The organism is Chryseobacterium sp. (assembly GCF_045629545.1).
GTDB lineage: Bacteria > Bacteroidota > Bacteroidia > Flavobacteriales > Weeksellaceae > Chryseobacterium.
The window spans coordinates 15206-30722 of sequence record NZ_JAZQRK010000049.1; the positions used below are offsets into that span (position 1 = coordinate 15206).

Annotated in this window: 9 protein-coding genes and 1 pseudogene; 6 read left to right on the forward strand and 4 right to left on the reverse strand. The window is 33.7% G+C overall.

Features of this window, described 5'->3' with window-relative positions; translation table 11 throughout:
* Nucleotides 1-152: 152 nt before the first annotated feature.
* The 3 genes from topA to ACKI42_RS11655 all read right to left on the reverse strand — a co-directional run bounded on the left by topA (nucleotide 153) and on the right by ACKI42_RS11655 (nucleotide 5036).
* Entirely contained in the window at nucleotides 153-2726 is a 2574-nt protein-coding gene (gene topA / locus ACKI42_RS11645; RefSeq protein ID WP_407405616.1) for a type I DNA topoisomerase, read from the reverse strand.
* A gap of 162 nt (nucleotides 2727-2888) precedes the next feature.
* Nucleotides 2889-4028, reverse strand: coding sequence for an EpsG family protein (locus ACKI42_RS11650; protein ID WP_407405618.1), 1140 nt, complete (start codon nucleotides 4026-4028; stop codon nucleotides 2889-2891).
* 3 nt (nucleotides 4029-4031) lie between these two features.
* A complete protein-coding gene (locus ACKI42_RS11655) occupies nucleotides 4032-5036 on the reverse strand; it encodes a hypothetical protein (RefSeq protein WP_407405620.1) in 1005 nt (334 codons plus the stop codon).
* A gap of 264 nt (nucleotides 5037-5300) precedes the next feature.
* On the opposite strand from ACKI42_RS11655, the gene ACKI42_RS11660 reads away from it, so the two are divergent.
* The 6 genes from ACKI42_RS11660 to ACKI42_RS11685 all read left to right on the forward strand — a co-directional run bounded on the left by ACKI42_RS11660 (nucleotide 5301) and on the right by ACKI42_RS11685 (nucleotide 12266).
* Nucleotides 5301-8879 carry an MMPL family transporter gene (locus tag ACKI42_RS11660; protein ID WP_407405622.1) on the forward strand — a complete coding sequence of 1193 codons (3579 nt, stop codon included), beginning with the start codon at nucleotides 5301-5303 and terminating at the stop codon, nucleotides 8877-8879.
* Between the two features lie 35 nt (nucleotides 8880-8914).
* A complete protein-coding gene (locus tag ACKI42_RS11665; RefSeq protein ID WP_407405624.1) occupies nucleotides 8915-9829 on the forward strand; it encodes a dialkylrecorsinol condensing enzyme DarA in 915 nt (304 codons plus the stop codon).
* Between the two features lie 3 nt (nucleotides 9830-9832).
* Nucleotides 9833-10972, forward strand: coding sequence for a beta-ketoacyl-ACP synthase III (locus tag ACKI42_RS11670; protein ID WP_407405626.1), 1140 nt, complete (start codon nucleotides 9833-9835; stop codon nucleotides 10970-10972).
* A 3-nt stretch (nucleotides 10973-10975) separates the two neighbouring features.
* Nucleotides 10976-11407, forward strand: a complete 432-nt coding sequence (locus ACKI42_RS11675; protein ID WP_407405628.1) for a hypothetical protein — start codon at nucleotides 10976-10978, stop codon at nucleotides 11405-11407.
* 6 nt (nucleotides 11408-11413) lie between these two features.
* A complete protein-coding gene (locus ACKI42_RS11680; RefSeq protein WP_407405630.1) occupies nucleotides 11414-11854 on the forward strand; it encodes an ABC transporter permease in 441 nt (146 codons plus the stop codon).
* Nucleotides 11855-11996: 142 nt separating this feature from the next.
* A complete protein-coding gene (locus tag ACKI42_RS11685) occupies nucleotides 11997-12266 on the forward strand; it encodes a hypothetical protein (protein ID WP_407405632.1) in 270 nt (89 codons plus the stop codon).
* A 129-nt stretch (nucleotides 12267-12395) separates the two neighbouring features.
* On the opposite strand, the pseudogene ACKI42_RS11690 reads toward ACKI42_RS11685, so the two are convergent.
* Nucleotides 12396-15309 (reverse strand): annotated as a pseudogene (locus ACKI42_RS11690) (M16 family metallopeptidase).
* Nucleotides 15310-15517 lie beyond the last annotated feature (208 nt).

Sequence of the window (15517 nt, forward strand, 5' to 3'; positions counted from 1 at the left end):
ACCGAAATATAGGATTTTGGTATAGACGAACCATAAAAATAAGAATAGGCCTACACCATCAATATATTTTATTATTATTTTTAAGGTCGAGTTTAAAACAAAAAAAATCTCCCTTTTCATTTATAAAAGGGAGAGTGCAATATAATGAACTTCTATTTTTTAGCTGCTGGCTTTTTAGCTGGAGCTTTTTTAGTTGTCGTTGTTGTCTTTTTTGTAGTAGGTTTTTTAGCTGCGGGTTTCTTTTTCTCTGCAAAAGCTTTAGGATCTTGCGCTGTGATCCACTTTTTCACCTCATCAAGGGTAATATCCTTTAGCTCGTCTGCTTCATACTTGGTATCATCCTTCTTTTTAGGGATCTTGTGGATGTTTTTACCATGTTTAACAATAGGGCCCCATCTCGCATTTTCTATAGAAATTTTCTCAGCTTCCCATTGTTGGATATAACGGTTGGCTTCTTTTTCCAATTTGGCATCTACCAACTCGTTAATATCATTTTGAGAAAGATTATCAAAATTATACTTTTTCGGAACATTGATGAAAATACTTTTATACTTGATAAAAGGACCAAATCTCCCTGTACCTTTGGTAATGGGTTCACCTTTATAAGAAGCAATAGGTGCATCAGCTATTTTTTTCTCCGCAATGATTTCCTCTGCACGCTTTTGATCGATAGAAAGAGGATCTTCGCCTTTGGGGACGCTGATAAAAGTATCGCCCCATTTCACATACGGTCCGAATCTTCCTACGCCCACTGCAACAGGTAAATCCTCGAATGCATTTAGTTCGAATGGTAATTTAAATAACTCTAATGCCTCTTCTAGTTTGATAGTAGCAATGTTCTGACCAAGCATCAACGAAGCAAAAGTTGGCTTTTCTTCATCGTCTACTTCTCCAATCTGTATCATTGCCCCGAATCTACCAATTCTTGCGTGTACGTTTTTACCACTTTTCGGGTCTATGCCTAATAATCTATCTCCATTGGCACGGTCGGCATTTTCTTCTACATCCTCAATTCTTGGATGAAATTTGGAATAGAAGGCAGTCATCATCTCCTTCCATTGCTGTACTCCATGGGCAATCTCATCAAAACTTTGTTCAACTCTAGCCGTAAAGCCATAATCTAGAATTTCTTTGAAGTTGTCTATCAAGAAATCATTCACCACTTCACCGATATCCGTAGGTACAAACTTGTTTTTGTCGCCCCCATATTTATCTTGAAGAAGCTCTTTCTTAATGGCATTTTTTGCCAAAGTGATTTTTACGACCTCACGCGTTTTAGCCTCTATTTCTCTCTTGTCTACATATTCACGATTTTGGATTGTCTGAATTGTTGGTGCGTATGTAGAAGGTCTACCGATACCCAATTCTTCAAGTTTCCTTACTAATCCAGCTTCCGTGTATCTTGCACTCGGCTTGGTGAATTTTTCTGTAGCTGTTATCTTTTTATATTCTAATATTTCTCCTACTTTTACTTTTGGCAAAAGTTTTTCATTATTTTCCTCATCTTCATCTTCCGCTTTTACAATACCGTAAGCCTTTAGAAAACCCTCGAAAATAATAACTTCACCATGTGCTTCAAATTGTTGTGGAAGTTTTGCATTTCCAATTTCTATCACTGTTTTCTCAATTTTGGCATTGGCCATCTGAGAAGCTAGTGTTCTTCTGTAGATTAATTGATAAAGCTTACTAAGTTGGGCATCTCCGATAGATTTTACAGAAAAATCTGTAGGACGAATTGCCTCGTGAGCCTCTTGCGCTGAGGACGATTTTGTAGTATAATTTCTAGGAGAAGAATACTCTGTTCCGTATTCAGATAAAATTTGTTTTTTGGCGCCTTCTATTGCTTCCTGAGATAGGTTTACCGAGTCGGTTCTCATATAGGTAATAAATCCTTCCTCGTATAATCTTTGTGCAAGACGCATAGTGTTGGTGACGTTGTATCCAAGTCTAGATGAAGCTTCTTGCTGTAGCGTTGAGGTTGTAAAAGGTGCAGAAGCAGTACGAGATCCAGGTTTTGTTTCTACATTTAATACTTTAAACTCTGTAGATTTAGCAACTTCCAAAAATTTTTCTGCATCATCTTCTTTTTCGAAATCTTTTTTAAGTTTGGAAGCAATTTCTTGCTGGTCTGCATTAAGGAATATGCCTTCTACTTTGAAACTAACTTTTGGTTTAAACTCGCGTATTTCCTTTTCTCTTTCTACCACCAATCTTACGGCTACAGATTGTACTCTACCTGCAGATAAACCTGGTTTTATTTTTTTCCAAAGAACTGGAGACATTTCAAACCCAACAATTCTATCTAATACTCTTCTAGCTTGTTGTGCATTGACTAAGTTTTGGTCTATATCTCTGGGATTGTCTATAGCTTTTAGAATCGCATTTTTAGTAATCTCATGGAAAACAATTCTTTTTCTGTTTTCTGGTTTTAGTTTTAGTTCGTCTGCCAAATGCCAAGCAATGGCTTCACCTTCACGGTCTTCATCGGAAGCGAGCCACACCATGTCGGCTTTCTTTACTGCAGATTTTAGTTCTGTTACGAGTTTCTTTTTGTCGGCAGAAACTTCATAATCTGGGCTGAATGTAGCAAGATCTATCCCCATTCCTTTTTTAGGTAAATCTCGGATGTGTCCGAAGCTTGATTTCACATCAAAATCGCTTCCTAAATATTTCTGAATGGTTTTTGCTTTTGCCGGTGATTCGACGATTACTAAATTTTTCGACATCTGAAAATTTTTGCAAAAGTAAAGCTTTTTTATTATATAGCTTTTTATGCGCCTACTTTATTTAGTCTACAGTCTATATTTTTCATTGTATGCAAATATTTTAATCCAAAATTTAAAGCAGATTATATATCAATAATTTTTCTTTATTATGCTTATTAAATGCTATGGTAAAAGGAAATTTTGGTATAAATCGTAAGTAAATCTCCCTCTTGTAATATTTGAAAAAGTAGAAAATACCACAAAATTAAATAAGAACATAAAAATAAGGAAGGCATAGATAAGACGCTTTCTACTTTCCGAAACAACATACATTGCATTAATGATGATGATATAAGAAAAGCCAATGAAAGCACCTGCCAATCTAGAAGAAAATATGGGATTATTTCTAAAGATGAAATAGAAACAAATTCCAATGACAGCATACACTTTATGATACTCATAGTACGGATATTTCTCTTCCATTTCTGTATCGAATGCGAACAAAAAGAAAGTGATAATCATCATCAACACTTCGGGGATACCAAAACCTCCATTCAGTCGCTCTGCGGACTCATCCATATATCCAGTAAATCCCTCTACCAACATACTGTCTGAGGTCATATTTGTAAGGAAATCTCCAAATACTCTATATACCTCAAAAGGCGAAGCAATGATGGATCCTATGATCAAAAGCACCATGGTAGATTTGCTCAAGGGAACACGAGCTAGCCAATACATGGGTAAAAATAGATAACAAACATTGTGAATACCAGAAGCAATGAATACGAAGAAGAGATAATGCCATAGTTTGCGCTCCTTGATATATCGGATGGCAAAGTAGATAATAAACGTTGCTAAATTTTGCCTGATCTGCCCACTCTCTCCAATAAAAAAATTGGGAATAAACATGAACAAGGTAAATGTGAAAGGATAAAAGGTGTTATCATCTGTATATTTAATCTTAAAAAAAATTGCAAGAATAGCGATCACAAAAGTCAGCATATAAAATGGTGCATTAAACACATTAATCAAGATCTTATTAATCAATGCGAATAACCACTCTATATCTACATTTTCGGAGCCTTCTATGTGTAAGGCCTTCAAGAATATATTGATGTACTCGTTGGTATCAGAATAACGATAGATCCCGCGATAGCTTCCATAATCGGGACCTACTTCATCACGAAGACCTGCTACAATCATTAAATATATACCTAGAAACCAAAAGTATTTTTTCTCAACTTTATTGCCAAACACTTCTTGTACACTGAAAAACAGCATATACACAATGGCGATAAGATAGTAAGGATGTAATAAACTCATGGCTTATTTGGATATAGTTTTAAATTGATGGCTTGCTACCAAAATAAATGTGATGATAAGAGGGAGAAATAGTCTGACTTCCCAATACAATCCAACCAAAGTAATCATCAAAAGATAGGGCAAAGAAAAAAATAAGTACTTTAAGATAACAATTCTACTGCTCTTTTCTTCGCACTGTTGGTAAATAAAATAAAATACAATAGACGCAAATAAAAGTCCAGCTAGATTAAATGGGCTAGAAAAATTTTGGGCGATATAAAAACCTTCTACAAAGGTTGTAGAATCGCTACTCATAAAATATCTTAAGCCTAAATAAGGAAACAGAAATGCAATGACGAGTGGGATAATTTTCAAGATCGTTCCCAGTTTTCCTTTTTTAAGTTCAGTAAAATTAATAGTGATAGCAGCAAAAAAAGCAATATTAAGACATGCTGTCTCTCTTACCAACGTAGAAAACACGATGAGAATGAGTAAGGCAACAAAAAATAAAGAATTCTGGGTGTAAACATATTTCAAACTCCAATATATGGCGAGTAGATAGCAGCAAAGTGCCATTGTATCGCAATTGGTAGGCGCGTATTGTGTAATAACGATAAAAAAGACGATGATAAGATGTATCCATCTTTTAGTTTTTTCTGAAATCATCCATTCACTCGGGCTCAAACCCATTATCTTTTTGACAATAAGAGATGTGAGAACAAGAAAAAAACTATTCATTAGAAATAATCCGTGGTAAAAAGGAGTTCCGTTCTTGGCGAGAAATGCTTTTATTTTAAGGTTAAAATTTTGAATAACCATTTCTACCAAATCCGTCATATAAACGCTAAGGTAATTGGGTATTACACGGTAAGAATACACGGAGGTAAACAAAAAAGAGGGCGGTCTTTCCGAGGTTTTTAGTCGAGTATAAGAAGATTCAAATCCATAATATACCATCCCGAATAATAAGAGCGGAATGAGTATTACAAATAAAAATAGATTAATTCTTTCATCAGGTCTGTTAAGCATACAAAGTTTGTTCACTAACTGTTATGAATATTTGTGTTTATTTTATTAAAAAAGGGAACTCTGCAAAAGTAAAAGAATTTTTTCATTATAAAAGTAATATTTTATTGATTTTCAATGAAAAGTTATGATCCAAAAGTTTCTATCTTATTCCTAAAAATCTAAATTTGCAATCTTGAAATTAAATTTTTCATGCACCAATTTTTCATACATTTATATTATTTAATTCAAAAAAACAAAATACTTACACTAATTTTTGCGTTTGGATTGGCAGTTTTGTGTCTTTTTTTCGCATCTAAAATTAAATTTGAAGAAGATATTAATCAAATAATACCCAAAAGTGAGAAATCAGATCTTACTGCGAAGGTTCTAAAACAACTCAATTTTTCGGATAAAATAATTGTTATTATAGAAAAAAAATCTACGGAAGAGAGTTATCATTTATCCGAGACAGCTGATGCATTTTTACATAAAACGGAACCTCTGAAAAAGTACATCAGCAAGGTCCAAGGTAAAGTGAATGATGAAGAGATAGCTACCACTTTCGATTTTGTAAACCAAAATTTGCCTCTTTTCTTAGATGATAATGATTATAAAATCATCAGTAGGAAGTTATCTAAGGATAGCATTGCCAAGCAGGTAGAAAATAATTATACTTCACTGGTGTCACCTACCAGTTTGGTAACCAAAGAATTTATAAAAAAAGATCCTTTAGGAATTGCCTTTTTAGGATTGAATAAACTGAATGCACTCCATATTTCCAAAGATTTCAAACTAGAGGATAATTATATTGTTTCTAAAGACGGAAAGAATCTTCTTCTTTTCATAAAGCCTAAAAATAAAAGTAACGACACAAAAGGCAATGAATACTTTGTAGATGAACTCAACCTAATAAAAAATGAACTAAATAATACGTATGAAGGAAAAACCGAAATTAGCTATTTTGGATCGCCAATTATTGCAGTTGCCAATGCCCAACAGATAAAAAAGGACATCCAACATACAGTTATAATATCCATGTCTTTACTTTTGGCTTTGCTTATTTATTATTTCAAAAATATATTTACACCTATTATTGTTTTTTTACCTACCGTTTTCTCGGTATTAATGGCTTTATTGGTTTTGTACTTTATTAAAGACAAATTATCTGCAATATCTCTTAGTGTAAGCGCTATATTAGTTGGCATTACTATAGACTACGCGCTCCATATACTTACCCATTACAAGCATAATAATAACATAGAAGAACTCTATAAAGAAATTACTAAGCCGATAATATTAAGTAGTATTACCACAGCAGTTTCATTTTTGTGCTTGGTTTTAGTACGTTCAGAGGCGCTAAAGGATTTAGGACTATTTGCAGCGATCACCGTTATATTTTCTGCATTATTTGCATTGATTATTGTTCCACAATTATATCATCCCAAAGAGAAATCATCTACGCCCAACATTAATTTTATAGATAAAATAGGATCTTATCCTTATGAGAAAAAAAGACCCTTAATAATTGGTTGCTCTATTATCATTATAGCGTGTTTGTTTGGATTTCGTCATGTAGGCTTTAATGAAGATATTGGCAAACTCAACTATATTCCCAACGAACTGAAAATAAGTGAAGCCAAATTGGCTAAACTATCAGATATAACGTCAAAATCGGTCTATACAATCTCATACGGTAACTCTGAAAATGACGCTTTGTCTAAAAATTCTTCGTTATCCAAATTTTTGGAACGAGAAAAAAAAGAAGGTAAAATTTTAAATTACAATTCGATAGGCAATATTGTTTTATCAAAAGAAGACCAAGAGAAGAATTATGAACGTTGGAAACAATTTTGGAATGATGATACCAAAAACAAAACTCTTTCAGCATTGGTTTCTTACGGAAATCAGTTCAGTTTTAACGCGTCTGCTTTTGATGAATTCAAATCTAATATTAATAAAAATTACGTACCACTTTCTATAAAAGATTATGAAAAAATAGAAGCACTTCAAATCTCAGAGTTTCTAAGTGAGGAAAATGGATTTTATACTGTTTCTAATGTTGTAAAAGTTGATGAAAGTAAAAGAGATGATTTTATAAAAGCGGTAGAAAAAAATACAGATGTAGTAGCCATCGATCGTCAGCAGATGAACGAAACTTTCCTAGGATTACTAAAGAGAGATTTCAACACACTCATCAATTATTCTCTATTGGCGATACTTCTTACCATCATTTTGTTCTTTAGAAATTTCGAACTTACTATGCTTACCATGTTTCCAATAGTACTTACAGGTATAGTTACCGCAGGAAGTTTGTACTTTTTGGGATTAGAACTGAACATATTTAGTACGGTAGTATGCACATTGGTATTTGGCGTTGGCGACGATTTTAGTATTTTCCTCACGCAAGCCATGCAAAAAGAGCATACGATAGGCAAAAATCAACTTCCTACTTACCGTACCTCTATTATGTTAGCCGTTATCACTACTATATTATCCATAGGTTCTCTAGTATTCGCGAAACACCCCGCATTACACTCTTTGGCTTTAGTTGCACTTATAGGAATGTTCTCTGTAATTATCATTACTTCTACTCTTTATCCATTCTGGTTTCGCTTTTTGATTATCAATAGAGCTAAAAAGGGATTATCTCCCATCACATTTTGGTTACTTATTAGAACCATTTTTTCTTTCATTTATTATGGTTTGGGCGGATTGGTTTTTTCATTTTTCGGACATTTTTTCATTAATAAAGCGAAAGGAAAAAATTTAGATTCTATAAAACGTACTATTGCTAAATTTTTAAAATCAGTATTAAATACAGTGCCTTCTGTAAAGAAGAAAGTAATTTGGAATAAAAATGAAGACTTCAGCAAACCTGCTATTATCATTGCCAACCACACCTCATTTTTGGATACGTTGGCAATAGCAATGGCAACACATAAAGTAGTCTATTTAGTGAATGATTGGGTATATGAATCTCTAGTATTTGGTAAATTGGTAAAATCTCTAGGCTTCTACCCTGTTTCTCAAGGAATAGAAAACGGCAAAGAAAAACTGAAGGAGAAAATAGAACAAGGATATTCTCTTATGGTTTTCCCCGAAGCAGAACGATCTTATACCAATGAAGTAAAGAGGTTTCACAAAGGTGCCTTCTATTTGGCAGAACAATTTGGTTTGGATATTTTACCTATTTATATTCATGGGAATTCTGAAGTTTTACCAAAGGGAGATTTCAATATCTACGATGGAAGCATTACTGTGAAAGTAGGTGATAGAATTTCTAAAGACGACGCATCATTCGGAAAAAGCTACACCGAAAGATCTAAAAAGATAAATGCTTATTTCAGAGATGAATTTTCTCTACTACGTGAACAAATAGAAGATGAAAATTATTTTAAAAACAAATTATTCTTAAGTTTCTTATACAAAGAAAATGAAGTAGTAAAAGAAGTAAAATCTGATTTCGAAAAAAACAAATCGCTTTATTTTAGTTTAAATAAATACATCGGGAAAACTGCATCTATACTGCATATTGCAGATGACTATGGGCAAATAGATGTACTATTGACACTACAGGAAGCAGGAAGAAAAATATATAGTTCCATCCAAGATAAAGATAAAAGAGCCGTCGCCGAAAATAATTATTTGGTACATAGAAGAAAGATAGTATATATAGAAGACATTAGTAATTTTCAAAAAAAGGTAGATATACTCCTCGTCTCTAAAGCCAATGTGGTTTTACCACATCTACATCTACCCAATACAATCATTTTAATGCATGAAGCAAATTTTGCTCTATGTGATATAGATTATGAAGTAGAATCAGCTTCTCCACAACTCAAGATATTGAAACGTAAAAAATAAATTCTTATTTTTATTAATTATAACAAAAAAACATAATGCAAAAAAATATACTCGTCATTTATTATACTCAAACAGGTCAGCTAGAAGATATTGTAAAAAATATAGCCAAACCTTTTGAAGATAAAAAAGACGAATACAAAGTTACTTATTACAATATCAAGCTAAAAAAAGATTTCCCATTTCCATGGCCTTCAGATGTATTTTATAATACCTTTCCAGAATCCTATTTGCAGGTCCCTAGCGAGATTTTGCCGCCGCCGATAGAGGTTTTAAATCAAAAATTCGATCTCATTTTATTTGGGTATCAGGTATGGTATCTCACTCCTTCTATCCCAATTATTTCATTTTTAAAAAGTGGATATGCCGAAAATATATTGAAAGGCACGCCAATTGTTACTATCTCTGGCACTAGAAATATGTGGATGCTATCTCAGGAAAAACTGAAGGTATACATTAAGCAAATGCAAGCCAAACTGGTAGGGAATATAGCATTGGTAGACAGACACGATAATTATACCAGTGTACTTACCATCCTGAATTGGCTATCCACAGGAAAAAAAGAGAAAACAGGAATTTTACCCGCAGCAGGAGTATCAGATGAAGAAATTGCAGGAGCAGGAAAATTTGGGAACATTATAGAAAAGCATTTTAGCCAAAATACTTTAGAAGATTTGCAGCCCGATTTGGTAAAAAATGATGCGGTAGAAATAAGACCATTTTTAGTAAGAGTAGAGAAAGTAGGAAACAAAATTTTCACCGTTTGGTCTCGTCTTATTATGAAGAAAAAAGAAAAACGGCCATTGCTAATAAAATTCTTTAAAGTATATTTGATGACTGCCATATGGATTGTATCGCCCATAGTGCTAGTTTTTCATATATTGGCAGCTCCACTACTATGGTCTAAAAGACAAAAACAGAAAAAATATTTTCAAGGAATTAATATCAAATAGAAGATGAACGAAGTATTTATAACAAAGGCATCCACATACTTGCCTAATGAACCGATTTCTAATGACGAAATGGAAAACTATCTTGGGATGGTGAATGATACACCTTCTAAAGCTAGAGCTCTTATCCTAAGAAATAACCAAATAAAAACTAGGTACTATGCCTTAGACAAAAACGGTAAGGCCACTCATACCAATGCAGAAATTACAGCCAATGCTATAGAAGGTTTACTAGATGAAAACTTCACCAAAGATGACATCCAATTGCTCTCTTGTGGTACAACTTCTGCAGACCAGATACAGCCATCTCATGCCTCCATGGTACATGGTCAACTGAATACTAAAAATTCTATAGAAATAAACACCTCTATGGGACTTTGTAATGCTGGTATGAATGCCTTCAATTATGCCTTTTTATCAGTAAAAGCTGGCGTAAAAGAAAATGCAGTTTGTACAGGTTCCGAAAGATTTTCTGCTTGGATGACGGCAGATAAATTCGATCATGAGGCAGAAAATTTAAAACTATTAGAAGAAAAGCCCATCATTGCTTTCAAAAGAGATTTCCTAAGATGGATGCTTTCTGATGGTTCGGGTGCATTTTTATTAGAAAACAAACCTAGAGAAAACCAAACTTCTTTGCGCGTAGAGTTTATAGATTTTTATTCTTATGCGCACGAAATTGAAGCTTGTATGTATTCTGGTTGCGAAAAACAAGAAGATGGTAGCCTGAAATCTTGGGCAGATTATCCATCAGACGAATGGTTGAAACAATCTATTTTCGCGCTAAAACAAGATACCAAAATTTTAGATCAATATATTTTAAAGAAAGGTGCACAAAGCCTTAGAGCTTCTTTCGATAAGCACAATTTGGATCCAGAATCTATAGACCATGTATTGGCGCACATTTCTTCTGGATACTTCAAAGAAGGATTGAAAGATGAGTTTGCCAACGTAGGCTTAGATTTCCCATGGGAAAAATGGTTCTATAACCTATCTGAAGTAGGAAACATTGGTGCTGGATCTATCTATATTGCAGTAGAACAGCTGATGAACTCTGGAAAATTGAAGAAAGGTGAAAAAGTACTTCTTTGTGTACCAGAAAGTGGAAGATTCGCCTATTCTTGTGCCTTACTAACAGTAGTATAAGCGATGGAGAACCTATTACCAACTAGTGATATTGCTTTTATCGAAAGTTTGATCCCACAGAAGTTTCCTTTTGTGATGGTAAGTGCTATTTCTGCCTACACCGAAGAAAATTTAACCTCTGGTTTTGTAATTAAAGATGACAACATATTTTTACAAAATGGCATTTTTCAAGCTTCCGGACTTATAGAACATCAGGCACAAAGTGTGGCTTTACATACAGGCTACAAATATTATCTCTTGGGAAAACCAGCTCCTACTGGATATATTGGCGCCATCAAATCTTTTGAAGCAATGGCTTTACCAAAAATTGGAGATGTATTAGTTTCTGAAGTAAGCATCCTCAACGAAATGTTGGGAGTAACATTGGTAGAAATTACTACGAAAGTAAATGATAATATCATTGCCAAATCGCAAATGAAAACCGTTGTAAAATAAGCAATAATGGAATTGAAGGAACGTCAAATGGTGAATATTCAGAACTTCTTACCTCATCGTGAACCGATGCTAATGGTAGACCTTATTCTTACGTTAACACAGCAAAATGTAGAAACCTCTTTTCTGATAACCTCCGATAATATCTTCGTACATAATGGTTTCTTTGTGGAAGCTGGATTGGTAGAAAATATTGCACAAACATGTTCTTCAATTTTTGGACAAAATTTTTTTAATGATAAAAATACCGAAACCAAATTGATAGGTTTTATTACCAATATCAAAAAGATTGAAGTTTTCTCTTTACCAAAGGTAGGAGATACTATTATATCCAAAGCAACGTTCGTTTCTCAGTACGAAAATAGTTGTAATGTACTCTGCGAAAGCTTTTGCAACGATATTTTGCTCATCAAAGCAGATATCAACCTGTTTATTCAGGAGGTTTTATAACCTTATTGATATTCTATTATACCGTCAATCCTTATATTCTATAGGGATTGACTTTTTTTTATTGGATGATTCTCAAATTTTGAGCTCCGAAAATTTTGAGTAACACCGATAATAATTTTTATATATTTGGTAAAAATAAAATATGAGCGTTAAAGTAAGATTTTATTCATATGATGTGGAGTTTGAATTCGAAAAATCTGTAGAATTCCCAGTAGCGCCACAAGTGGGTGATGAGGTAAATTTGATTTCATTTTTTAAATATGCCACCGCAGAGAGAATAGAATATTATAACAATATGGAAGACCTTTATCTATATGACAATGCTCTCGTAGTAGAGCGCACTTGGACTAATGATCTAGAAAAAGACGAGATTTATCTTTTGGTACAACTGAAATATAAAAAGAGGAAGTAATATTTTCTTTTTATCGAAAAATAAGGATGAGCGCAGATATTTTCTGTGCTTTTTTTATATTTAAATTTAAACAAAAAAAATGTGGAGCATTGCTGCCCCACTGTAAAAATAATATAATTGAGAAGTTATTTAGTACCCAAAGATATCTTCCAGAGTAACCTCCTGAAATTCTCCCATATTATTAATGGATTCCATATTCAGGTTTTCTTTTTTCCCGATGATGGCGGTATTATACTGTAATGGTTTGATCTCTGCATTGTAGAAACTTGTAAGTTGAGGTAAACTCAAATTTTTAATTTCTGCATATACATCTTTTCTAAAATCATAGTCGATTCCTAATTTTTTAAGAGCCAATTGGTTGTAGAAAATATTGGTTCTATTAATTCTGTTTGAGGCAATTTGCTTTAAAGCTGACCCTTTAGAATTTTCGAACTGTGCAGGAATCTGCGGAAAATCTGCCATTAGATCGCTCATTGCACTTACTGCTAGAGGTAATTTATTGGCTTGTGTCCCAATATAATTGGTAACGTAGTTTGGATGATTTTTTTCTGAAGCGGTAGCATAAGATACATACGCAGAATACGCTAAAGATTTGCTATATCTGATTTCTTGGAAAACAATAGAAGACAAACCACGCCCGAAATACTCGTTGAAAACATTGATCTTCCCAAAATTGGCAAGATTCACATTTTGTGCTTTTGCTACTTTAGCCATTTCCATCTGTATCATATCATAGTTTGTGAAGTACACTTTACCTGCTGTAGCGGGCTCTGCATATACTTTGGCAGCTGCAGGCTGTTGTTTTGTAGCCACTACGAAAGGTTTCAACACTTTTTCCAATCCTTTTTGATCTTGTCCGTACAAGAAAATCTGATAAGGGAATTGGTTTAGCATTTTTATTTTAGACATTAGATCGTTTACATTAATGCTTTGCATACGCTCTTTAGAAATGATATCCGTCATTCTAGAATCTTTACCATACTTAGCATAGTTAGACAATGCTGCCATGATTCTGGTTTTGTATTTCTTACCAACTTCTCAAGATTCTAAGATTGTTTTCACTGTTTGGTCGTAAATTGCTTTATCAGCTTTTACATTGGTCAACCAGTGATTGAGCAATTTTACTCCTTTCTTCATATTGCTTTCCAAACCACTTAGAGTGATGATTGTTTGGTCATTCGAAGTTCTGAAGTTATTAGAAATACCTATTTTGTAGAATTCTTCTTTCAGTTGTTCTGGTGTGTACTTATCTGTCCCAAGATATTGCAATACCGTTACACCAAGGCTCAATTCTTTATCATTATCTGTCCCGAACGGGAAAATGTAGTTTACTTGGGCAACTTCGTCGTATTTGTTTTTTACAAAACTTACTTTTTTATCTTATATCTCAGAAGTAGCAATTGCAGATTTAAAATCTACAAACTGAGGCGTAATATCCCCTGATTTTGTCGCCAAAATATCTTTAAGGAATGGAGATTGTGCTTCTCTGTTTAGTTTAATAGGCGTAATCCCAGGATTTTGTAAACGTACCAATTTATCATTCACTCCTTTTTCTTTGTACACAACTACATAGTTATCTTTAAAGAAATCGTTCGCGAACTTTACAATATCAGCTTTGGTAATTTTCTCATACTCGTTGATCTCTTCTAGTTCTTGTTGCCAAGTTCCATCGTTGATTTAAGTATTGTAAAGTGTAGTAGCAAGTCCATTAGCAGTTTCCCAACCTTTCATTCTTTGTACTTTCATATCATTAACAATAGCCTTCAGCATCCAATCTGGAAACTCACCTTTTTTTACTAAATCTATCTGATCTAGCAATAATTTTTTGGCCTCATCAAAGCTTTGTCCTTCTTTTGGAACAGCCGTTAGATTGAAGGCTCCATAGGTTTTATAAGGAGATTCGTAAGCGACAGCACTCAATACTTTTTGTTTCTGACTTATGTTTAAATCTATCAAACCAGCATCACCATTATTGCTAAGGATTTCTGCCACCATAGATGCCAATCTAGCCTCTTTAGTTCCATACGAATCTGATCTCCAAGCCATAGACATTCTTGGAGTTGAAGGACTTTTTACGGTTCTACTTACCACTTGAGTCATGGGTTCTTCAGATACCATTTTTTTTCATTGGAAGCTCTTTGTATTTGAAGGCTCCAAAATACTGATCAACTAATTGTATAGTTTTATCAAAATCTAAGTCTCCAACCAAAACCACCGCCATGTTATTAGGGACATAATACGTATCGAAATACTTATGAATAGCCAACATAGAAGGGTTTTTCCAAGTGTTCTGATGTTCCAATAGTTGTTTGTTGTCCGTTCGGGTGTTTAGGGAATAAAGCAGAGTTTAAAACATAACTTACCAAACGGCTTTCATTATCTTGTGCTCTGTTGTATTCTTCATATACAGCCTCTAATTCTGTATGGAAAAGACGAAGAACCAATTCAGAGAGACGTTCTTTTTCTATCTTCAACCATTTTTCTAGTTCGTTAGAAGGAATATTATTTTTGTATACCATCTCATCCAACCATGTATGTGCATTGGTTCTTGTGGCACCCAAAGAAGAAATAGCTTTGTCGTACTCGTTCGCAATGGCATACTTTGAAGCTTAAGAGAAACCTGATCAATCTGCTTATACAACTCTTTCATTTTCTCTGGATCTTTCTCTGCTTTGTGCTTTTCCTAAAGATCTGAAATCTGCTGAAGAATTACTTTCTCTTTTGCCCAATCTTGTGTACCCAAATTTGAAGTTCCTTTGAAAACCATATGCTCTAGGTAATGAGCCAAACCTGTATTATCACTAGGATCATTATTAGAACCCGTTCTTACAGGAACATATGTTTGAATTCTTGGTGCATCTTCGTTTTTTGCTAAGTAAACCTTTAATCCGTTTTTCAGAGTGTAGACTCTTACTCCAGATTGATCATTTTTCACTGTTTCATAGGTATAACCTGACGGATCTGTTACATTTTGAGTGTCAAATTTTTGCGCCATAGCACTGACCATCATAAACAATGAAAGAGATATAAAAACTTTCTTCATAATAGAATTGTATAGTAGAAATTTAGTTTATGTATTAAAATAAGATAAGTCTAATGCAAATGGTGATTAGTTATAATAATGAGTTATTATTATACATTGAAAACACTATATTGGCATTATTATGGTTAATCTAAATATCATTCCCCATTATTTGCCCATACTATCATCTTGGTTTGAGCGCTATGTGATGTAATTTTATTAATTTAGC